Below are 20,743 nucleotides of genomic sequence, written 5' to 3'. Positions count from 1 at the left end.
CATCATGACGGAACAGCTCCCCGCACCCGACGCCGACCAGCCCCAGACGCCCCCCACACGCCGCAGCCTCCGCAAGGCCACCGCCTCGCACCGCACGGCCACCACCCGCACCCAGCAACTCTCTGCCTCCAGCGTGCCGCCGCGCGACTCGAGGATGCTGCGCCCGGTGCGGAGCTTGGCGGTCCTCACGATGGTCAGCGGCCTGATCGCGACCGTCGCCCTACCTGCCTACGGCGCTTGGCAGACGACGGCCCCCGAGCCGCTGACCCTGCAGCAGGTTGCCTCCGACGATGCCCAGTCCCTCGTCGTCGCCTCCGACGCGACCAGGACACAGCTGGCCCGGGAGAGCTACTCGGCCACCACTCAGGAGGAGATCGACCGGAAGAAGGCGGCGGAGGCCGCCGCCGCCCGCGCACGCGCCTCAGCTAGCGTCGCGTCCGTCCCGTTCGACTACAGCATGGTGCCGTCGGGCAGTGGACTGGTGCGCTGGCCGGTGGGCGGCCCCTTCACCGTGACGGACCGGTTCGGTGCGCGAGGCGGCGCACACATGGGCACCGACATGGTCGCCGCCGGCGGCACCCCCGTCTACGCCTCCCTCGACGGCGTGGTGAGGATCTCGCAGGACAGCTACGGCGGCTACGGCGTCACCGTCGTCGTGGAATCCGTCCTGAACGGCCAGCGGGTGAGCACGGTCTACCCGCACATGCAGACCGGAAGCCGACAGGTCGCTGCCGGTGACACCGTCACCGCCGGGCAGCTGGTCGGCCTCGTCGGCAGCACCGGACGCTCCACCGCCAACCACCTGCACTTCGAGGTCTACATCGACGGCACCGCCGTGGACTCGCTGGTCTGGTTGCAGACCAACGCAGGCTGAACCCGCCACCCCCACTGATGAAGAGGACACCCCCGCCATGACCGGAACTGACCCGCTCTCCCTCGACGGCATCTCGCTGCTGCTGGTGTGGACGGCGATCGCCACCTACCTGCTCGCGTTCATCGCCTACACCATCGACCTCGCCCAACGCTCCGTCCCCGCCAGCGTGCCCCGCCGTGAGCCCGCACTGGTCGGCGCAGCGGCAGCCGCGGACTCCGGGGGAGGGGAACCTCCCCCCGCCCCGCCCGGGGACATGCGGGTGCCGCCGGCGCAGCGTTCACGACTCGTGTGGGCGCGGATCGGGACGGCGCTGACAGTTCTCGCGTTCCTGTTCCACTTGGGCGGCACTATCCTGCGGGGGATCTCCGCAGAGCGGGTGCCTTGGGCGAACATGTACGAGTTCGCCCTGACCGGCACGGTCCTGATCGTCGCCGTCTACCTTGCCGTCCTGCGCCGCTATGACCTCCGCTTCCTCGGCGCGTTCCTGATCGGCATGGTGGTGCTGCTGCTGGGCGGCGCGACGATCACGTTCTACGTCGAGGTCGTCCCGCTGATGGACCCGCTCAAGAGCGTCTGGCTGGTCATCCACGTCTTCGTTGCCTCGCTGGCCACCGCCCTGTTCGCGATCGCCTGCGGCCTCGCCGTCACCCAGCTCCTGCAGGCCCGCCGCGAACGCCGCACCACGGCCATAACCGGGGATGACGTGCGGCGCAGCGGTCCCCGTTTCCTGGCCACCTTGCCGCCCGCGGACGCGCTCGAGTCGCTCGCGTACCGGTTTGTGATCGTCGGGTTCGTGTTCTGGACCTTCACGCTGATCGCGGGCGCGATCTGGGCCAACGACTCCTGGGGAAGGTACTGGGGGTTCGACACGAAGGAGGTGTGGACCTTCGTGATCTGGGTGCTCTACGCCGGCTACATCCACGCCCGCGCGACCCGGGGATGGCGCGGCACCCGTTCCGCCTGGCTGTGCATCATCGGGTTCATCACGGTCCTGTTCAATTTCACCATTGTCAACATGTTCTTCAAAGGACTCCACGCCTACTCCGGCCTCAGCTGACGTGACCCCGGCCACCACCCGCCACCCCTCCGCGCAGGGTGCAACCGTGCTGCGGCTCACTCCGCGCGCCCTCCGCGCTGCAGGCCCCGCGATCCTTGTCGGGACCGCGCTCGTCGCGCTGCTCGCAGGGCTGGCGTTCGGCGGGGGAGCAGCCGGGCTGCAGCTTGGAGATGCCGGCCCCTTCGTGCGGTGGGGTCTCCCGATCGCGAAGCTGATCGTGAACCTTTCCGCCGCAGGCATGGTGGGCGTGCTCGTGACGGCCCTGTTCACCCTGCGGGCGGGTGAGCGGGAGTTCGACGTCGTCCTGGACACCGCCTCGATCGCCGCCGCCGTGTTCACCGTGGCCGCCGGCGTCACGGGGTTTCTCACCTTCGTCAACGTGTTCAACCCCACGCTGGACGCAGGGCCGGTGTTCGGCGCGCAGATCGGCCGGTTCCTCGTGGAGACCGAGGTGGGCCGCACCTGGCTGATCACGACGGTCGCGGGCGCGGCGCTCACTGTCCTCACCTTCGCGGTGCGGTCCTGGCCGGCCACACTCGTGGTGACGGCCCTCGCGGTCGCTGCCCTGGTGCCGATGGGCACTCAGGGGCACTCCGGCGACGACGCGTTCCACCACGAGGCGATGATGGCGCTCATCCTGCACATCATCGGCGCCGCGGTCTGGGTCGGCGGGCTCCTGCTGCTCGTCGTGGTCCGCCCGCTGCTTTCGCGGGGCCGCCTCGCCGACGTCGTCGCCCGCTACTCGAGCATCGCGCTGGCCACGTTCGTGCTCGTAGCGGTGTCGGGCACGGTGCGCGCCGCGATCGGGCTGCAGGACTGGACCGCGTTGCTTTCCCCGTACGGGATGATCCTCGCCGTGAAGGTGGTCGCGCTGGTCGCGCTCGGCTTCTTCGGCGTCTGGTATCGCGCCCGCCTGATCGGCACGATGCGCACTTCCGACCGTGTCGGCCGGTCCTTCTGGACCCTCGTCGTGTTTGAGTTGGCGGTCATAGGTCTGGCCAGCGGCGCCGCCGCCGCGCTGGCCCGCACGCCTCCGCCGAACCCGACCCCGCTTCCGGTGACCCCGTCGCCGGCGGAACGGCTCACCGGGGCGCCGCTGCCGGCGGAGCTCACCATCGACCGGTGGCTCACCGCCTGGAACATCGACCTGCTCTGGGCGGTCGTGGCCGGGTTCGCGGTGTTCTTCTACCTCGCCGGGGTGTGGCGTCTGCAACGTCGCGGCGATGCGTGGCCGGTGCACCGGACGATCATGTGGGTCGTCGGGATGGTCCTGCTGGTGTGGGTCACCGGCGGCGTCGTCAACGTCTATCAGGACTACCTGTTCAGCATGCACATGGTCGGGCACATGCTGCTCACGATGGCGATCCCCGTCCTGCTGGTCGCCGGCGCTCCAGTCACGCTCGCCGCGAGGACGATCCGCAAGCGTGAGGACGGCACCCGCGGCGGCCGCGAGTGGATCCTGTGGGCCGTGCACTCCCCGGTTGCCCGTATCCTCACCAACCCGTTCGTCGCCGCCGGGCTGTTCATCGGGTCGCTGTGGATCTTCTGCTACACCGACTTGTTCCGCTGGTCGCTGTACGACCACCTCGGACACCAGTGGATGGTGGCGCATTTTCTCATCACCGGCTACCTGTTCGTGCTCTCCCTGATCGGCGTCGACCCGGTGCCGTACCGGCTGCCCTACGCGGGCCGGCTGCTGCTGCTGATCGGCATCATGGCGATGCACGCCTTCTTCGGGATCGCCATCATGATGCAGTCGGGGCTCTTGGTCGCCGAGTGGTTCGGCTCGATGGGTCGCACCTGGGGTGCGACACCGCTGGAGGACCAGTACACCGGCGGCGGAATCGCGTGGTCGATCGGCGAGATCCCCACGCTGATCCTCGCGATCACGGTCGCCATCCAGTGGAGCCGCAGCGATGACCGCGAGACCAGGCGCCGCGACCGGCACGCCGACCGCACCGCCGAGGCAGAGCTGCAGGAGTACAACGCGCGCCTGCTCGAGCTCGCCGAGCGCGACGCCCGCCACCGCGGCTGACCCCGGCCGTGAACTCGCGGGAGAAGAGACCCAGATGACGACGGAGCAGGAGCTCGCAGAACGCTACGGCCGCGGCGCGCGACCCCTGCGGGGTCGCGCGTTCTGGGTCAGCGTCGTTGTCTTGGCCGTGGCGTCCGTCGTGGCGCTGTCGTGGTTGACCGTTTCCAACTCGCTCGACGACGTCGGATACGACGAGACCGGCTTCGAGCTCGTCGACGAACGCAGCGTGACGGTGTCCTTCCAAGCCACCCCACCCTCCGGCTCCGGTTTCGCGTGCGCGCTGCAAGCGCTCGACGAGGACTTCGGCGTCGTGGGGTGGCGAGTCATCGAATACGCGGCCGCCGAGACGATCACGCGCACGTTCGTCGAGACCATCCCCACCGTCGCGCAGGCCACGACCGGCACCGTGCACTCCTGCTGGGCGATGTAGCCAGGGCACCGGCGAGTCGCTCACCGATGCCCTTCGCGTCCTAAGACTGGCGCAGGAGCTGCTCCGTCGCTCAGGCTGTGGGCTTGTCTTCGTGGTCGATGCCGTGGTGCTCCTTGCCGCGCTCGAAGTTCAGCAGGCGGAGAGCGTTGGCGACGACGATGAGGGTGGAACCTTCGTGGATGAGGACGACGGCGCCGATGTTGAGCCCGATGAAGGTCGCGATGACGAGGAGCGCGACGATGGCGAGGCTGGCGATGAGGTTCTGCCGGATGATGCGGCTGGTGGCGCGGCTGAGCCTGACCGCGAACGGAACACGGCCCAGGTCGTCGCTCATCAGCGCGATGTCACAGGTCTCCAGGGCGACGGTGGAGCCGGCGGCGCCCATCGCGATGCCGATGTCGGCACGCGCCATCGCAGGAGCGTCGTTGACACCGTCGCCGACCATCGCGATCGGCCGGTGCGTTCCGGCGAGCCGAGTGATTTGAGCGACCTTGTCCTCGGGCAGCAGCTCTCCGACCGCAGTGTCGACGCCGACCTCGCGACCGACCGCATCGGCGACACGCTGGTTGTCCCCGGAGATCATCACCAGCTGCCCCACGTTCGCGCCGCGCAGAGCCTGCAGCACCTGGGCGGACTCCGCACGGGAGGCGTCCATCACCCCGACGAGGCCGAGGAACCGACCCGCGCGGCGGACGATCATCAGCGTCTGCCCCGAGTCCCTCGCTCGCTCGTAGGCGTCCTCGAGCTCGACCGGCAGGGTCAGCTGCTGGTCGGTGAACATCCGCAGGTTGCCGACCTCGACCGGCTCCCCGCCGATCGTGGCGCGCACGCCTCGGCCGACGACCGCGTTCAGATCGGTCGCCTCCAGCCTCGCGCTGTCGGGCACCTGGTCCCCGAGGTCGCGGACGATCGCGGACGCGAGCGGGTGATCGCTGAGCGACTCCACGGCCACCAGGGTGGGGACCAGTGCCGCGCCGGCCTCGCCGGCGGCAGGAGTGGCCGAGGTGACGCGGGGCAGACCCCAGGTGAGGGTGCCGGTCTTGTCGAACGCCATCGCTTTCACCCTGCCGAGCGTCTCCAACGGGGCACCGCCCTTGACCAGCACACCGGCACGGGCCGCGCGGGCGACCCCGGCGAGGACCGCGGCGGGGGTTGCGATCGCAAGGGCGCAGGGGGAGGCGGCGACCAGCACCGTCATGGCGAGGTAGAACGTATCCGGGAACGCCTGACCGAACGCGAACATCGACACCAGCAGCGTGGCGGCGACGCCGAGGATCACGGCGGGCACGTACCAGCGCTGGAACCGGTCGATGAACTGCTGAGTGGGGGAGGCCGCCTGGTCGGCGGTGCGGACCAGCTCGACGACCTTGCTCAGCGTCGAGTCCGCGGCGGTGGCGGTCACTTCGACCTCCAGCACCCCGGACCCGTTCACCGTGCCAGCGAACACCCGGTTCGCCGCAGGGAGCGTGTCGACGGTGCGCATCGCCCGCTCCGGGTCGGAGACGGCCTCCTTCTCGACCGGGATCGACTCGCCGGTCACCGCGGACTGGTCCACGGCAGATACCCCGGAGATCACAAACCCGTCCGAGGGGATACGCGAGTTCGGACGGATCACCACGATGTCGCCCACCGCGATCTGCTCCACCGGCACCTCGACCGGCTCGCCGTCACCGCGTCGCACCAACGCGGTGCGGGGCGCGAGCTCAGCGAGGGCCTCGATGGACTTGCTGGCCCGGCTGAGCGCGTACTCCTCGAGCGCGTGCCCGAGGCTGAACAGAAACAGCAGCACCGCGCCCTCGGCCCAGCGTCCGATCAGGGCGGCACCAACGGCTGCGACCAGCATGAGGAAGTCGACCTCGAACCGTCCGCGCAACGTGGAAGCGATCGCGGCGCGCACGGTGAAGAAGCCGCCGAAGAAGTACGTGGCGAGGAAGAACGCCAGCGGCCAGCCGAGCATCGGCAGCCCCAGCGCGAACTCCGCGATCATCCCGGCCCCGTAGGTGACGCCGGACGCGATTGCGAACCACAGCTCCCACCGTGCGGAGCCGTGCGCGTGCTCCTGCGTATCCGCGGTGGAAGGGGCGGTGGTCGGAGAAGCGTTCATGTCAACGACAATACATCACAACATTGTGATATGTTGTAGTTGTGAATGATTATCGCGATCGGGGCACAATGATGACCGTGAGCCAGAAGCAGGAATCGGAGCCGCTGTCGGTTGCGGATGCGGAGCAGTTGGCGGAGATCATGCAGGGACTGGCGTCGCCGGTGCGCCTGCGCATCCTGAGTGTGCTCCGAGAGCGGCCGAGCACCGTCACCGAACTCAGCGTGCGACTCGCCGTCGGCCAGACAACTGTGTCGAACCACCTACGGCTGCTGCGGCACCTCGACCTGGTCACCGGCGACCGCGACGGCCGCCACATCCACTACACGCTTTTCGATGACCACGTGACCGAACTCCTCGACGAAGCCATCGGACACCTCGAGCACCTGCCACGCGGAACGTGACGATCTGGGCGTCTAGCCAGAGGCGACGTGATCGCTGCGGCGTGCAGCCCTGAGATCATGGCCAGGGCGACTGCGGCAACAGCGCCAGTCACTCCCACACCAGCAGGAGTGGCCGCAGCAAAGGTGAGGCTGATCGCCCCCGCCCAACCCGCGATCGGGTAAGTAATGAGGAACAAGGCGTGCGAGAGTGCGAACTGCGCGGTGTAAGCGAGGTTGCGGTTTTGCGGCGTGGACGCGTCAGCGAGCAGTCGCGACGACGGGGTGTTCACGAGCGACGTCGCTGCTCCGTGCACTGCCCAGAGAATCAGCAGCGCGATCCACCCGGCTCCCGTCGTCACCGGGACGACAGTCACGACGAGGGCGCCTGCCAGGCTGACGGCGATGACGACGACGCCGGCGATCATCGTGCGGATCACGCCAATCCGCTCGACGATGCTTGGCATGGTGAGCGCCACGAGCAGCGATCCGACGCCGTAGCAGGCGACGCCAGCGCGAGCGCCGTGTCGCCGAGCTCGAAAATACTGCGGGCGTGCACCACCGAGTTGACCAGCACGATGGCCGTGCCGGCCGCGACCACGACCTCGGGCGCTCTCCAGAGACCAGTACACGTCTGGCACATCGAGGCTGACCCCGCCTGACGGCGGGCTCAGTGGCTCACCTCTTTGACGAGAGAGGCGGTGCCGGGTGTCGGTTTCGATGCGGGTCATGGGTGCGGGGGACGGCTACAAGTACCTGCTGCGCACCGTGGCATCCGCCGACGGCGAGCGGGCGCTCTCGACACCGCTGACCCACTACTACGCCGAGGCGGGCACTCCAACCGGCCGCTGGATGGGCGGCGGCCTTGCCGCGCTCGGGAACGGCGAGATCCACGAAGGTGCGCAGGTGTCCGAGGCGCAGCTCCAGCTCCTGCTGGGCATGGGCCTTGACCCGGTGACGGGCGATCCGCTGGGGAAGGCGTACCCGGTGTTCCCGGCCGTTGAGGATCGGATCGCCACGCGGCTCTCCTGGCTCGATCCGGCGCTGGGCGCGGCGGAGCGCGCCGAGGCAGTCGCGGTGATCGAGGCGGAGGAATCGGCGCGCAGGTCGCGGCGGGCGGTCGCGGGGTTTGACTTCACGTTCTCACTGCCGAAGTCCGCGTCGGTGGTGTGGGGTCTTGCGGACGCAGCGACTCAGGCGCAGATCGCAGGGGCGCACCATGCGGCCGTTGCAGAGGTCGTTGCGTTCATGGAGCGGGCGGTTGCGGCGACGCGCTCGGGCGCAACCACCCGCGACGGCGCGGTTGCGCAGGTCGAAGTGACGGGGCTGATCGCCACGGCGTTCGATCATTTCGATTCGCGGGCGGGCGATCCGCAGTTGCACACGCATGTAGTGATGAGCAACAAGGTGCGCACCGTGTTCGACGGCAAGTGGCGGTCGCTGGACAGCCGGCCGCTGCACGCGGCGACCGTGGCGCTGAGCGAGCTGCACAACGCGGTCTTCGCCGACCACCTCAGTCGCGCGCTCGGCGTCGGCTGGGAGCAGCGGGAGCGGGGAGCCGACCGCAACCCGGTGTGGGCGGTCGCCACGGTGCCGGAGGAACTGGTCGCGGAGTTCTCGTCCCGGTCCCGGCACATCGACATCGAGAAGGACCGACTGATCGCCGAGTACGAGATGGCGCACGGGCACGCGCCGTCGCGGGAGACGATCATCCGGCTTCGACAGCAGGCGACGCTGGCAACCCGGCCCGACAAGGAAGTCCACCCGCTCGCCGACCTCGCCCAGGAGTGGCGCACCCGCGCGAGCCGACTGCTGGGCCGGGACGCAACCGAATGGACGCGAGAAGCCGTCGCGGTCGAGCCCGCGAAGCTCCTGCGCGCGGAGGATGTGCCGCTGGAGCGGATCGCAAGGCTCGGCGCGTCGGTGGTCGCCGCGGTTGCCGAGAAGCGCACGACGTGGAATCTTTGGAACCTCTACGCCGAGGCAGCACGGCAGACGATGGGCTGGCGCTTCACCGGCACGGAGGACCGCGAGGCGATCACTGGCATGATCGTCGATGCCGCAGAGCAGGCGTCCATCCGGCTCACCCCGCCCGAGCTTGCCTCCAGTCCGGCCGCGTTCCAGCGCGCGGACGGGACGAGCGTGTTCCGGCCTCGCAACGCCGCCCGCTATAGCGGTGCCGCGGTGCTCGCTGCTGAGGATCGGCTGCTTGCACGTTCCCGCGAGCAGGTTGCACCGCGCCTGGCCGACGCAACCATCGCGCACGCGCTGCAACCTCACGGTGGGCGCGCGCTCGGGGACGACCAGCGCACCGCACTCGCAGCGATTGCGTCGTCTGGCCGGATGCTCGACCTGCTCGTCGGCCCCGCGGGGGCGGGCAAGACCACCGCGCTGCGCGCATTGCGGCGCGCGTGGGAGGCCGAGCGCGGGCTCGGCTCAGTCGTCGGCCTGGCACCGTCCGCGGTCGCGGCCGAAGTGCTGGCCGGTGACCTCGGCATCCCGACGGAGAACACCGCGAAGTGGTGGCAGACCTACCGCGACCACGGGACCGGGTTTACCGCTGGGCAGCTCCTGATCGTGGACGAGGCATCCCTTGCCGGGACGCTCGCGCTCGACCGGCTCGTGCGCATCGCGGCCGACGCCGGAGCGAAGGTGCTGCTCGTAGGCGACCCCGCGCAACTCCAGTCCGTCGACGCCGGGGGAGCGTTCGGGATGCTCGTCGCCGACCGCGCCGATGTGCCCGAGCTGACGGACGTGCGCCGCATCGCCGCAGCCTGGGAAAAGGAAGCCACCCTCGAACTGCGCCACGGGCGCATCGAAGCCATCGACACCTACCAGGCCCACGGGCGCATCCACGCAGGGGAGGCCGAGCGCATGGCTGATGCCGCCTACGCTGCGTGGCAACGCGACCGCGCCGCTGGACTGGCAAGCATCCTCATCGCCGAGTCGAGTGCGATGGTCACCACCCTGAACCAGCGCGCCCGCGCCGATCTCGTCCTCGCCGGGCAGGTCGACGCGCGCGCCGAGGTGCGGCTGCATGACGATACCGAGGCATCCGTCGGGGACGCGATCATCACCCGCCGCAATGACCGCGAGCTGCGCATCGGCCGCGGCTGGGTGCGCAACGGCAGTCGATGGACGATCACCGCCATTGGCGCCGACGGATCGCTACGGGTACGTCTCGCCGGACGGCGCTGGGGCGCGACCGTGCGCCTCCCCGCTGAGTACGTCGCTGAGCACGTCGAACTCGGCTACGCGGTCACCGCGTATAGGGCGCAAGGGGTTACCGTCGATACCGGGCACACGCTCGTCGAACCCGGCGCGACGCGCCAGAACTTCTACGTCGCCATGACCCGCGGAAGGGTCGGGAACACCGCCTACGTCTCGATCAACCGTCCCGACGACGACCACATCCACCCTCCCACTCAGGACACCGCCGCAGTCGCGGCCCGCAAGGTGCTCGCCGGGGTACTCCAGCACGTTGGAGCGGAACTCTCCGCCCGTCAGATGATCGCCGCCGAGCAGGACGCCTGGTGCTCGGTTGGCCAGCTCGCCGCCGAGTACGAGACCATCGCCGCCGCCGCACAGCAACCACGTTGGGAAGCCCTCGTGCGCGCCACCCGACTCACCGCGGCCGAAGCCGACGCCGCCATTGGATCGACCGCGTTCGGTGTGCTCGGTGCCGAGCTGCGCCGCGCCGAGGCGGACGGGTACGACACGGAGCGCCTGCTTCGCGCGCTCGTCGCTTCGCGCCCGCTCGATGACGCGGGCGACGTGGCCGCGGTGCTCCACGAACGGGTGATCCGTGCCCTCGGCCGAGCGGACGGTGCCGGGCGCGTGCGCCAGGCCGCCCTACCTATCGCCGGACTCATCACCCCGGCTCTCGGCACGATGGACGACGACATGCGCGCCGCGCTCCGCGAACGCGCCGTACTCATCGAGCAGCGCGCCGATGCACTCGTCGCCGAAGCGGTTGGGGCATCCGAGGCATGGGCCGCGGAACTCGGCCCAAAGCCCGCCGATCCGCAACTTGCCGCGATTTGGCGACGCGAGGGGCGCACCGTCGCGGCCTACCGCGACACCTACGGCATCACCGAGACCAGCGCGCTCGGACTCATCGGCGACGACGCCCGGCAGCGCACAGACGCCGCGCGAGCACGCGCCGCGATCCTGCGCGCACAACAGCTCGCGGCACGCGCAGCAGAACCGGAGTCCACGGTCAGCGCAGTCGGGGTATCCGCGCCACGCCTGTAGTGCCCTTCCGTGTGTCCGAGGTCGGGCGTACCCTGGGTGTCGAGGTAGTAGCCACGATTTCTAGGTCGCTTGCGACGGTCCCCTCGGGACGCTCACCACATGATCTACCTCCTCGGCGGAGCTACGCACCCTCTCAGGAGGCGGACATCATGCTCCGACTGCTCTGGAATCTCAGCATCCGGGTTCGGCTGTTCCTGCGGACGTACATGCCGACGAACATCCTGCTCAACGCGGTGCGGACGCGCCGCGGACTGAAGTGGGGCGTGCCCGCCATGCTCATCGCCGCGCCGTACCTGCTCGGCGCGTGGCTCCTGACCGTCTGGATCGCCGACGGCGGGCCGGGCTGGCTGAACCTGCTCGTGCTGCTCTTCATCTGGAACGCGCTGAAGTTCCTCGTCAACGGGCCGATTACGCTCGTCGTCCTGATCCGGGCGCGCGTCGCCGAACGGCGTGACCGTCGACTCGCCGAGCGTGAGTCGGCGGGGTACGCAATCAGCGAGGACGCCCCGCTGCTCACCTCGTCGCGCGCCTGACGAGCACACGACAGGGTGCCCTCTGCTCGTCTGAGGTGACAGGGAGTTCGACAAGCCCGCGCGCCAAGGATCGTTGTCCTTGCAAGGTGCGAAGATCGGAAGACGGCAACTTTGCAGGGGGCTCTCACCTATGGCGCAGGACTATCCGCTCGAGGAGTTGAGTCCCCGTGCCTTCGAGCAACTCACCGTGGCGCTCGTGCTGAAGGTGCTGGGTAACGGCGTAGAGGCATTCGGTTCAGGCCCCGACGGAGGGCGAGAAGCGACCTACAGAGGCCAAGTCAACTGGTCCGCGACGGCCGGGTTCGGTGCCGAGTCGTGGGACGGATACGTCGTGATCCAGGCGAAACAGAAGGAGACGCTGGGGACTCCTGCGCAGAATGCCGCGTGGTTGCGCAAGGAGATCTCGGACGAGTTCGACGCATGGATGAGCGACGACAGCCGGCGGGGGCAGCTGCCGCAGTATGTCGTCTTCGTCACGAACGCCCGCCTAAGTAGCGTTTCCGGGACCGGCGGCATCGACCAGATCAACTCGTTCATCTCGCAACGTATCGCAGACTCGAGGATCGGCAGCGACGGCAAACCCGACTCACTTCGCGCGCGTGGGATGAGGGCCGGGAAGGTCTGGCATCGTGACCAGCTCAATGGATTGCTCACCGCATTCGACGGAGTTCGAACCGCCTTCAAGGGACTGCTGACGGTCGGCGATATTCTTGCCCGGCTCAACTCGCTGAATGGTCTGCTGACGCCTGACGAGTTTGAGCCTGTCCTCAAAGCTCATGCGCTGAACACGATCGGTACTGAACGTTGGGTCAACTTCAGAGAGGCGGGCGGGACGAGTCGGCAGTCAGTCGAGCAGGTCTTCATCGATCTGAAAGCCGAAGGCACAGAGGACTCGGACGCGTCGCTGCTCAAGGAGGTGATCCTGCACGCTGAGTCCGTTCTCAAGCCGTCATTCGCACATGATGCCAGGCACCTCGTGATAACGGGTCAGCCAGGGAGCGGGAAGAGCACCATCACGCTGTTCCTCACCCAGATGTATCGAGTGGCATTCTTATCCGACGAATTGCTGACGCCGACTGCGGCTGACGTGCGTGACGGTACTGCCGACGCACTCCGACGTGTTCAGGTCGAGTCACCTCGGAACCATCGTTGGCCTATTCGCGTGAACCTTGCCGAGTATGCGGACGCTATCGGGCCTAGTGGTGACAAGAGTCTGTTGCGTTGGCTCAGCGAGCGGGTCGCTGCCCGTGCTGAGATCGAGATCAAGCCGCACACGCTTCGGCGATGGATGGTGAACTGGCCGAGTCTCGTCATCTTGGATGGCCTGGATGAAGTGACAGCGCCTGAAGTCCGTCCTCGCGTGCTCGATGAGATTCGAGCTTTCGTGGAGGACGCCGATCAAGGCGATGCGGACCTCCTTGTCATCATCACGACACGTCCCACCAGCGATGACGAGCAGATCATGCCTGAGAGGTTCCGGCAGTTGAGCTTGCGGTACCTCGATGCCGATACCGCGCTCTCATACGGCCGTCATGTCACGACGAGGCGACTTGCGGATGACCTGGATCGGCGAGACCAAGTCATCTCGCGATTTGAACGCCACGCCGCGGACGCAACGATGCTGCGATTGATGAAGACGCCGCTCCAGGTGCTCATCATGACGCTCATCTTGGAGCGGTTCGGCGTACTTCCCGCTGACCGATACCAACTGTTCTGGCGCTACTTCGAGACGATCTACGAGCGCGAGTCCGCAAAGACAACCACACTCGCCCCTCTGCTCGCAGAGCAGCGACGAGCAATCACCGAGTTGCACGAGACTGTCGGACTTGCGCTCCAGGTGCACGCCGAAACCGCGACCGATTCGCGGGCCATCATGAGCAAGCCTGAGCTGCGCGGGCTCGCTATGCAGCGACTCGTCGAGGTCGGCTACCAGCCGGGCGAAGGGATCGAACGCATCGCTGATCGGATCGTGCAGGCCGCGACAGAGCGCCTTGTTCTCTTGGTCCCTGCGGAGGACGATGGTGTGTCATTCGAGATCCGTAGCCTCCAGGAAGTCATGGCTGCACGCGCGTTGAGCAGCGGCACCGACGAGCAGGTGCGTGTGCGCATGATGGCCATTGCATCGAGCCCGCATTGGCGGAACACTTTCGTGTTCATCGCCGGCCGATTGTTCGCAGAGGGACCAGACCATCGCCGTGATCTCGTGGCCGAGGTCGTCGAGCGAGTCGACCAGCGAGAGGGCTGGCCGGGGTGGCTCTGTTCTGTCGGCCCGGAAGTCGCTGCTTTCCTGCTCGATGATGGTCTCGCCGCCACTACCCCGCGGTGGCAGCGCAGGCTCATCGACGTCGCGCTGCGCTGCCTTACCGGGACCGTCCCAATCGATGACCGTGCGCTAGCAGTTGGGCTCTCCGCGGCGGGATCAGCAAGCAAGAACGACCTCATGTACATCCGCAACGCCCTGAAAACCGCGCTTGCGGGAACTCCCGCCGCACGACATGTGGCGCAGAGCCTGATCCGGCAAGCGGCGTTTGGTGGAGCCATCCCCGACACCCATGCTGCAAAGCAGCCTGTTGCTCCCGGTGAGCCGTTGCTCGTCGCCGACCTCATCGCGCCCCACTCAGGAGAGTTGGGCGTCTCGGCTGAAGTGCAGGGTGTGCTCGACGGGATTCTTGAAGAGCTTCGCGCTAACGCACTGACGGATGCCTCGGCGCGAAACCTCCAATCGCGCAGCGCGCTCGCGTCGATTTCGTTGCCGCTCACCTTGCAGGGGCTTCTCAATACTGAAGTCGGGCTCGCGCTGGAGCTGATGTTCGGCGCGTTGCCACCGGAACGATGGGCTGCGGCGCCAGCGGTCAGCTATGCCGTCGCGTCTGAACTCACCCGGGCTCCTGTCGGTGGACTGCTGTAGTAGCGACCCGTTGAGTCAGCGCGCTGTTCGGGTGCGCAGAAGCGGGCACACACGCTGTCCGAAAACCTGTCCGTTTACTACCCGTAGCCGTCCGTAAACGTCCAGAGATAGACTGAGCCCCAGACGGCAACTGCCGCCTGGGGCTCAGTAAATTGCTGGTCTCAAGAACCGGAAGTGTGGCTCTGAGGGCCTCCCGGAATCAGACCCCGAAGTACAGCTCGTACTCGAAGGGGTGAGGACGGGCGTTGATCGGCTGGATCTCGTTCTCGAACTTGTACTCGATCCAGGTCTCGATGAGTTCGGGCGTGAACACGTTGCCCCGCAGCAGGAACTCGTGGTCGGCGCGCAGGGCCTCAAGCGAGTCCAGCAGCGAGTTCGGCACCTGAGGGATGAGCTTCGCCTCCTCGGGAGGAAGCTCGTAGAGGTCCTTGTCGACGGGCTCGTGCGGCTCGATGCGGTTCAGGATGCCGTCGATACCGGCCATGAGCTGCGCAGCGAACGCGAGGTAGGGGTTTCCTGACGAGTCGGGAGCACGGAACTCGAGACGCTTGGCCTTCGGGTTCGACCCCGTGATCGGGATGCGGACCGCCGCCGAACGGTTACCGGCCGAGTAGACCAGGTTGACCGGTGCCTCGTAGCCCTTCACCAGACGCTTGTAAGAGTTCAGCGTCGGGTTGGTGAATGCCAGAACCGACGGCGCGTGTGCCAGCAGACCGCCGATGTACCAGCGGGCGGTGTCGGAGAGCTGAGCGTAGCCGGCCTCGTCGTAGAACAGCGGCTTGCCCTCGAGCCAGAGGGACTGGTGGGTGTGCATACCCGAGCCGTTGTCACCGAACAGGGGCTTCGGCATGAAGGTCGCGACCTTCCCCCACTGCTCAGCGACATTCTTGACGATGTACTTGAACTTCAAGATGTCGTCGGCCGCGTGGACCATCGTGTCGAACTTGTAGTTGATCTCCTGCTGACCGCCGGTGCCGACCTCGTGGTGGGCGCGCTCGAGCTGGAGGCCCGCCTCGATGAGCTTCAGCGAGATGTCATCGCGGAGGTCGGCCGTCTTGTCGACGGGGGAGACCGGGAAGTATCCGCCCTTGTAGGGAGTCTTGTTGCCGAGGTTGCCGCCCTCTTCTTCGCGGCCGGTGTTCCAGGCGCCTTCGGACGAGTCCACCGAGTAGAAGCTCGAGTTCTGCGTCACCTCATAGCGCACGTCGTCGAAGATGTAGAACTCCGCCTCGGGCGCGAAGTAGGCGGTGTCGGCGATGCCGGTGGAGGCGAGGAACTTCTCCGCCTTCTTCGCGACCTGGCGCGGGTCCTTGTGGTAGATCTCGCCCGTGCGAGGGTTGTAGATGTCGAAGACCATGATGAGCGTCTTCGCCTCACGGAACGGGTCGAGGTACGCCGTCGTCACGTCCGGAATCAGCTGCATGTCCGACTCGTGGATGTTCGCGAACCCCCGGATCGAGGAGCCGTCGAACAACTGGCCGACGGTGAAGAAGTCCTCGTCGACGGTGGATGCCGGAATGTTGAAGTGCTGCTGCACACCGGGGAGGTCCGTGAAACGGATGTCGAGGAACTTGACGTCCTCGTCCTTGATGAACTTCAGCACCTCGGATGAATCTTTGAACATGAAGACTCCAGAGGTAGGGCGTGGTGATACCCGTGTCGGGTTTCCCAGAACGCTAGTGGGTGGGGATTGCCCTGCCGTGTCCCTATTGTTTCGAGCATGTTACGAGGGCCCCGGATAGGCTCATGCAGTGACGTCAGATTCGCAGAGTTATCCCGGCGAGCGGCTCGGCGTGCCCGAGTCTGGTCCGGGGTCGATCGGGCGCCTCGGCCGTCGGGTCGGTGCCCTCTTCGTCGATTACGGCGCGGCCTACCTCATCTCGGGGTTTTTCGCGTGGGATCCGCTGGCGATCCTCGCCATCTTCGCGTTGATCCAGATCGCGTTTCTCCCGACACTGCAGGGCAGCCCGGGTCATCGCATCTTCGGTCTGACCCTCCAGCGCGTCGGAGGCGGCTGGGTGGGTGTGTGGCGGCCCATCATCCGTACGCTTCTGCTGATCATCGTCATCCCCGCCGTCATCTGGGATGCCGACCAACGGGGACTGCACGACAAGGCGGCGGGAACCGTTCTGCTCCGCAGCCGCTGAGAGCCAGCGAAGCGACCGGGCGGGTTCAGCGAGGGCGCGGTGCCCGAACCTTCGTGGGGTCGATACCCTTCGGAATCGGCAGCGAGGTGAGCGACTGGGACACCGAGTCGACACGCTTGATGACTGCGGCCATCGTGGCGCGGTCGATCTTCTTGGGAAGCTTCTTGATCGTCGTCGCGAGCTTCGAGATGGGCACCTCGTCCTCTCCGTGCCCAACGTAGAGCACGGTCAGCGGGACGCCCGACGCGACTCGAGCCACCTTCTGGCGCTCGTCGTTGACCAGGCGGGTCAGGCGACCCCGTGCGCCCTCGCCGATGATCACGACGCCGCCTCGGCCGATGACGCGGTAGACCGCTTCCTGGGTCTTCGGGTTCACGCCCACGGGGGTCTCGTTTGCCTGCCAAGCGCGTCCGAGCGACGTGGAGATGACATGTCCCGTGGCACCGGGAACACCATCGATCCGCTTGTACATGGCACGTGTCGAGAGTCGGGTGGTGAGCGTGAGGCCCATCAGGATGCCGAAGAGCAGACCCGTGACACCCCAGAGGATGACACTCCAGACAGCCACCGGCGGGATCAAGAATCCGAGACCGACACCCAGCGCTGTGCCGGCGAGTACGACGCCGACGAGCATCCAGGGAAGACCGCGGTAGGTCTGCTGCGTGAACGTGTAGAGGGTTCGGAGCTGGGAGAAGAATCCCGGTCTCCGGCTCGAGGAGGACGCGCGTGCTGCCATCCCTCCAGACTACCCGGGCGCGACGGTCGTCACTGGTCGACGGCCGGCGGGTAGGCGCAGAACCCTCAGCGTTCCTCCCCAGCACGCGTGGTTCTGTCCTTGTCCGCATCCGCGCTGCCGGCGCCGCGTAGCCCCTCGCCCCCGACCAGGCTGAACACATGAGCGAGACAACGCCCGCGTGGACCGAGGATCCTCTCCTGATCGCGTTCACACCGCTGCGGCGCGTGACTGTCCGCGAGTCGCCGTACGCGGGGACGCTCGTTCGCAGCCCGACCGGCGTTCATCTGCTCGTTGACCCGGATCAGATACCCGTCGGGGAGCTGTTCTGGACCCCTCGGGAGGACACCCATGTGCTTCGGGCGATCGACGCCGTGCACATGGGGGCCTCAGGCTCGGATGCGGCGACCGGAGCGCTGGTCGAAGCCTGTCGGGAGCCCCTCGAGGTGTACATCGACGCGAGGGAGGCCGCGCGTGCGCCGCTGACGCCTGCCGAGTGCGCCACCATCATGATCAGTCTTCTGCGGGGAGTATCTGAGCTGCGCACCGCCGGGGGTCACGAAGCGTGCGGCGCCTGGTGGCTGTCGTCGACCGCCCGACCCGTCTTCGCGATCCTCCCCGGTGGAGAACGGGCGGATGCGGGTGCGTGCCGCATCCTGCGTCGCCTCCGCGTCGATGATGCTCACGGCGGCGCCGCACTGGAGGCGATCATCGCACTCGTGCTCGCGGACGATGCACGCAGCGGCGGGATCGACGCCTGTGAACGTGCCGTCTTCGAGTGGGCCGAGCCCGGGCCGTTGCGTCCCTGCTCTGATGCGGACGCGCCGATGCGGCTCCCACCCTCCGCGGGCGCGGCGGATGGTGATGCCGCGTGGCGATCCTCACCGGTCGCATCGCGGGACATCGAGCCGGGGGCCTTCGATCGTCTCGTGCGCGGCGGGGATGGCGGCTGGCAGGAAACACTCTCCGACGTGGCCGCGTCAGCGCGCGGCGCACTGCGCGCATTGCGCCGGACACCGGTGACCAATCGCCCACGGCGCCGTGGGCGAATCCTGGCCGCGGCGGCAGTCGTCGGGGCGGTGCTCGCGGGAGCGTTCACGGTCTTCGTCCCCGGATCGGAGAGTCCGCTGGAGGAGGTCGCGGTCGCCGACCCACGCGGCACAGCGAGCCCGGACGCGTCGCTGGCGAGCGCTCCGGACAGCGCCGGCGAACAGGCGGAAGCGGCCGCGACGGATCTGCCGCGCGTCACCGCGCAGATGCTGGATGCCGTGACCACGTGTGGGGGCGATGCCGCCTGCATCCAGACGATTGCCGAGCGTGCGGATCTGACCGTCTCGGCGGGAGCCGCTACGGCGCCCGCCATCGAGCGTTCACTGCACCTCGTCGATGAATACGGCGATGTCGCCGTGATCCGCGCGGAGGCTGACGGCTACGCGCCGCAACTGATCGTCGTGGCCCGACATGATGACAGATGGCTGCTGCGGGAGGTACTCGACCTCGCGCAGCAGCCATCGTCGTAGTCGCACGACGCGACCCTGAACTACTCCGTCAGTTGTCAGATCCCCAGGTCGCCAGTGAAGTCCGCTTCTTCCAGACGCGACTTCACCGCGCCGAGGAAGCGTGCCGCATCGGCGCCGTCGATGATCCGGTGGTCGTAGGACAGCGCGAGATAGACGTACGAGCGCACCGAGATCGCATCCTTGCCGTCGACCTGGACGACACCGGGTCGCTTGACGACGGTTCCCGTGCCCAGGATCGCCGACTGCGGCAGGAAGACGACAGGCGTGTCAAAGAGCGCGCCGCGTGAGCCTGTGTTGGTAAGGGTGAACGTTCCTCCCGCGAGCTCGTCAGGCTTGAGCTTGTTCTCGCGGGTGCGCGCGGCCAGGTCGGCGATCTCGTGTGCGATCTGCGCGAGGTTCTTCGTCGCGGCATCCCGCAGCACCGGAGTGAGAAGCCCTCGTTCGGTGTCCACGGCGATCGAGAGGTTCTCCGTCGCGGGGTACACGATCGATCCCTCGTCCACCGTGGCGTTGATCACGGGGTAGGCCTGGAGAGCCTCCGCGGCGGCAAGCGCGAAGAAGGGCAGGAACGACAGCTTGTCGCCGGTCTTCTTCTGGAAATCGCCCTTGACGGCATCGCGGAACGACGCGAGCTTGGTCACGTCGACCTCGACGACGGTGGTCAGCTGCGCCGTCGACTGCATCGACGCGACCGCGCGCTCCGACAGCACCTTCCGCAGGCGCGACATCGGCTGCGTCGTGCCGCGAAGCTCGGAGACCTCGCGCGCGGCACGGGCAGGGGCCTGCGAGGCGGATGCAGGAGCAGTCGCCGACTCGGCGGCCGCGAGCACGTCCTCCTTCCGGATGCGTCCTCCTACGCCGGAGCCCTTCACCCTCGACAGATCCACACCCTTTTCCTGGGCGAGCTTCCGTACCAGCGGCGTGACGTAGGTCTTGCCCTCACCCTCACCCTCAGTCCCGGCGTCGGCGGCGGCCGCTTCGGTGACCTCGGAAGAGGTCGCCGGCGTCTCGGCCGTGCGGCTGGGTGCGGCGGGCTTCTCCGGCTCCGGCTGGGGCGTGCTCGCCTCGGGGGCGGGCTCGGCCTTCGGTGCGGGGGCCTCGGCGGGGGCCGGCGTCGACGCAGCCGCATCACCGATCCGGGCGAGGGTCGCGCCGACCGCGACGGTCTCGTCCTCCTGCACGAGGATCTCCTGGATGGTCCCGGCGACGGGGGAGGGGATCTCGGTGTCGACCTTGTCGGTCGAGATCTCCAGCAGCGGTTCATCCACCTCGACAGCGTCGCCGACGGACTTGAGCCAGCGGGTCACGGTGCCTTCGGTCACGCTTTCGCCGAGTTCGGGAAGCACGACGTCCTTGCCCTCACCCGAGGGTGCAGCATCCGCAGCCGGTGCCGCGGCGGGCGCGGGCTCTGCTGCGGGCGCAGTGGCCTCTGGCTCCGGAGCCGCAGGCTGCTCAGGCGCCGCCGCTTCCGCGGGCGCCTCCTGCGCAGGGGCATCCGAGGACGGCGCGGACGAACCGTCGCCGATCTTGGCCAGAATCGCCCCGACCTCGACGGTCTCGTCTTCGTCTACGAGAATCTCTTCGATCACGCCCGAGACGGGCGACGGGATCTCGGTGTCGACCTTGTCGGTCGAGATCTCGAGAAGCCCCTCATCGGCCTGAACCGTGTCTCCGACCTTCTTGAGCCAGCGGGTGACCGTTCCCTCGGTGACACTCTCGCCGAGTGCGGGGAGGACCACGGAAGTGCTCATCAGTTTGTCTCCTTCAGCAT

At 67.7% G+C, this 20,743-nt stretch carries 15 protein-coding genes; 10 read left to right on the top strand and 5 right to left on the bottom strand.

What is annotated here, in order from left to right; genetic code table 11:
• Window positions 1-4: 4 nt before the first annotated feature.
• From AC3ENO_RS03830 to AC3ENO_RS03815, 4 genes are read left to right on the top strand one after another with little or no spacing between them, the layout of a single operon-like run.
• On the top strand, window positions 5-874 hold the full coding sequence (locus AC3ENO_RS03830) for a M23 family metallopeptidase (RefSeq protein ID WP_434969285.1): 870 nt from the start codon (window positions 5-7) through the stop codon (window positions 872-874).
• A gap of 37 nt (window positions 875-911) precedes the next feature.
• Window positions 912-1,931: a c-type cytochrome biogenesis protein CcsB gene (gene ccsB, locus AC3ENO_RS03825; protein WP_434969284.1), complete on the top strand. Its 1,020-nt coding sequence runs from the start codon at window positions 912-914 to the stop codon at window positions 1,929-1,931.
• Window positions 1,932-1,977: 46 nt separating this feature from the next.
• Window positions 1,978-3,966 carry a bifunctional copper resistance protein CopD/cytochrome c oxidase assembly protein gene (locus tag AC3ENO_RS03820; protein ID WP_434969412.1) on the top strand — a complete coding sequence of 663 codons (1,989 nt, stop codon included), beginning with the start codon at window positions 1,978-1,980 and terminating at the stop codon, window positions 3,964-3,966.
• A gap of 34 nt (window positions 3,967-4,000) precedes the next feature.
• The gene (locus AC3ENO_RS03815; RefSeq protein ID WP_434969283.1) at window positions 4,001-4,396 is read left to right on the top strand and encodes a DUF4307 domain-containing protein; all 396 of its coding nucleotides are present in this window, start codon (window positions 4,001-4,003) and stop codon (window positions 4,394-4,396) included.
• 70 nt (window positions 4,397-4,466) lie between these two features.
• Here the strand turns inward: AC3ENO_RS03815 and AC3ENO_RS03810 are convergent, their stop codons facing one another.
• Window positions 4,467-6,500 (bottom strand): heavy metal translocating P-type ATPase, encoded by a 2,034-nt coding sequence (locus AC3ENO_RS03810; RefSeq protein ID WP_434969282.1) that lies wholly within the window; start codon window positions 6,498-6,500, stop codon window positions 4,467-4,469.
• 77 nt (window positions 6,501-6,577) lie between these two features.
• Between AC3ENO_RS03810 and AC3ENO_RS03805 the strand changes: the two genes are divergently transcribed.
• Window positions 6,578-6,901 carry an ArsR/SmtB family transcription factor gene (locus AC3ENO_RS03805; protein ID WP_434969281.1) on the top strand — a complete coding sequence of 108 codons (324 nt, stop codon included), beginning with the start codon at window positions 6,578-6,580 and terminating at the stop codon, window positions 6,899-6,901.
• Here the strand turns inward: AC3ENO_RS03805 and AC3ENO_RS03800 are convergent.
• Window positions 6,820-7,344: an MFS transporter gene (locus AC3ENO_RS03800; RefSeq protein ID WP_434969280.1), complete on the bottom strand. Its 525-nt coding sequence runs from the start codon at window positions 7,342-7,344 to the stop codon at window positions 6,820-6,822. The genes AC3ENO_RS03805 and AC3ENO_RS03800 overlap by 82 nt on opposite strands.
• Before the next feature lie 241 nt (window positions 7,345-7,585).
• Between AC3ENO_RS03800 and mobF the strand changes: the two genes are divergently transcribed.
• The 3 genes from mobF (at window position 7,586) to AC3ENO_RS03785 (ending at window position 14,572) form a co-directional block, all read left to right on the top strand.
• A complete protein-coding gene (gene mobF, locus AC3ENO_RS03795; RefSeq protein WP_434969279.1) occupies window positions 7,586-11,131 on the top strand; it encodes a MobF family relaxase in 3,546 nt (1,181 codons plus the stop codon).
• A 149-nt stretch (window positions 11,132-11,280) separates the two neighbouring features.
• On the top strand, window positions 11,281-11,664 hold the full coding sequence (locus AC3ENO_RS03790; RefSeq protein WP_434969278.1) for a sulfate permease: 384 nt from the start codon (window positions 11,281-11,283) through the stop codon (window positions 11,662-11,664).
• Between the two features lie 187 nt (window positions 11,665-11,851).
• Window positions 11,852-14,572, top strand: a complete 2,721-nt coding sequence (locus AC3ENO_RS03785) for an NACHT domain-containing protein (RefSeq protein ID WP_488185759.1) — start codon at window positions 11,852-11,854, stop codon at window positions 14,570-14,572.
• A gap of 199 nt (window positions 14,573-14,771) precedes the next feature.
• Here AC3ENO_RS03785 and glnA read toward each other — a convergent pair whose 3' ends face one another.
• Complete coding sequence (gene glnA / locus AC3ENO_RS03780) at window positions 14,772-16,196, bottom strand: type I glutamate--ammonia ligase (protein ID WP_434969276.1); 1,425 nt, start codon at window positions 16,194-16,196, stop codon at window positions 14,772-14,774.
• Between the two features lie 127 nt (window positions 16,197-16,323).
• Here glnA and AC3ENO_RS03775 point away from each other — a divergent pair, with 127 nt between their 5' ends.
• Window positions 16,324-16,719 carry an RDD family protein gene (locus tag AC3ENO_RS03775; RefSeq protein ID WP_434969275.1) on the top strand — a complete coding sequence of 132 codons (396 nt, stop codon included), beginning with the start codon at window positions 16,324-16,326 and terminating at the stop codon, window positions 16,717-16,719.
• Window positions 16,720-16,744: 25 nt separating this feature from the next.
• Here the strand turns inward: AC3ENO_RS03775 and AC3ENO_RS03770 are convergent, their stop codons facing one another.
• Complete coding sequence (locus tag AC3ENO_RS03770; protein WP_434969274.1) at window positions 16,745-17,455, bottom strand: DUF4191 domain-containing protein; 711 nt, start codon at window positions 17,453-17,455, stop codon at window positions 16,745-16,747.
• 158 nt (window positions 17,456-17,613) lie between these two features.
• Here AC3ENO_RS03770 and AC3ENO_RS03765 point away from each other — a divergent pair, with 158 nt between their 5' ends.
• Entirely contained in the window at window positions 17,614-18,972 is a 1,359-nt protein-coding gene (locus tag AC3ENO_RS03765) for a hypothetical protein (protein ID WP_434969273.1), read from the top strand.
• Between the two features lie 35 nt (window positions 18,973-19,007).
• Here the strand turns inward: AC3ENO_RS03765 and sucB are convergent, their stop codons facing one another.
• Window positions 19,008-20,723 carry a 2-oxoglutarate dehydrogenase, E2 component, dihydrolipoamide succinyltransferase gene (gene sucB, locus AC3ENO_RS03760; protein ID WP_434969272.1) on the bottom strand — a complete coding sequence of 572 codons (1,716 nt, stop codon included), beginning with the start codon at window positions 20,721-20,723 and terminating at the stop codon, window positions 19,008-19,010.
• Window positions 20,724-20,743: the final 20 nt, after the last annotated feature.

The sequence above is a fragment of the Microbacterium sp. bgisy207 genome (assembly GCF_057706855.1).
The sequence above is the reverse complement of the archived record's forward strand: the minus strand, read 5'-3'. Positions and strand labels throughout refer to the sequence as shown.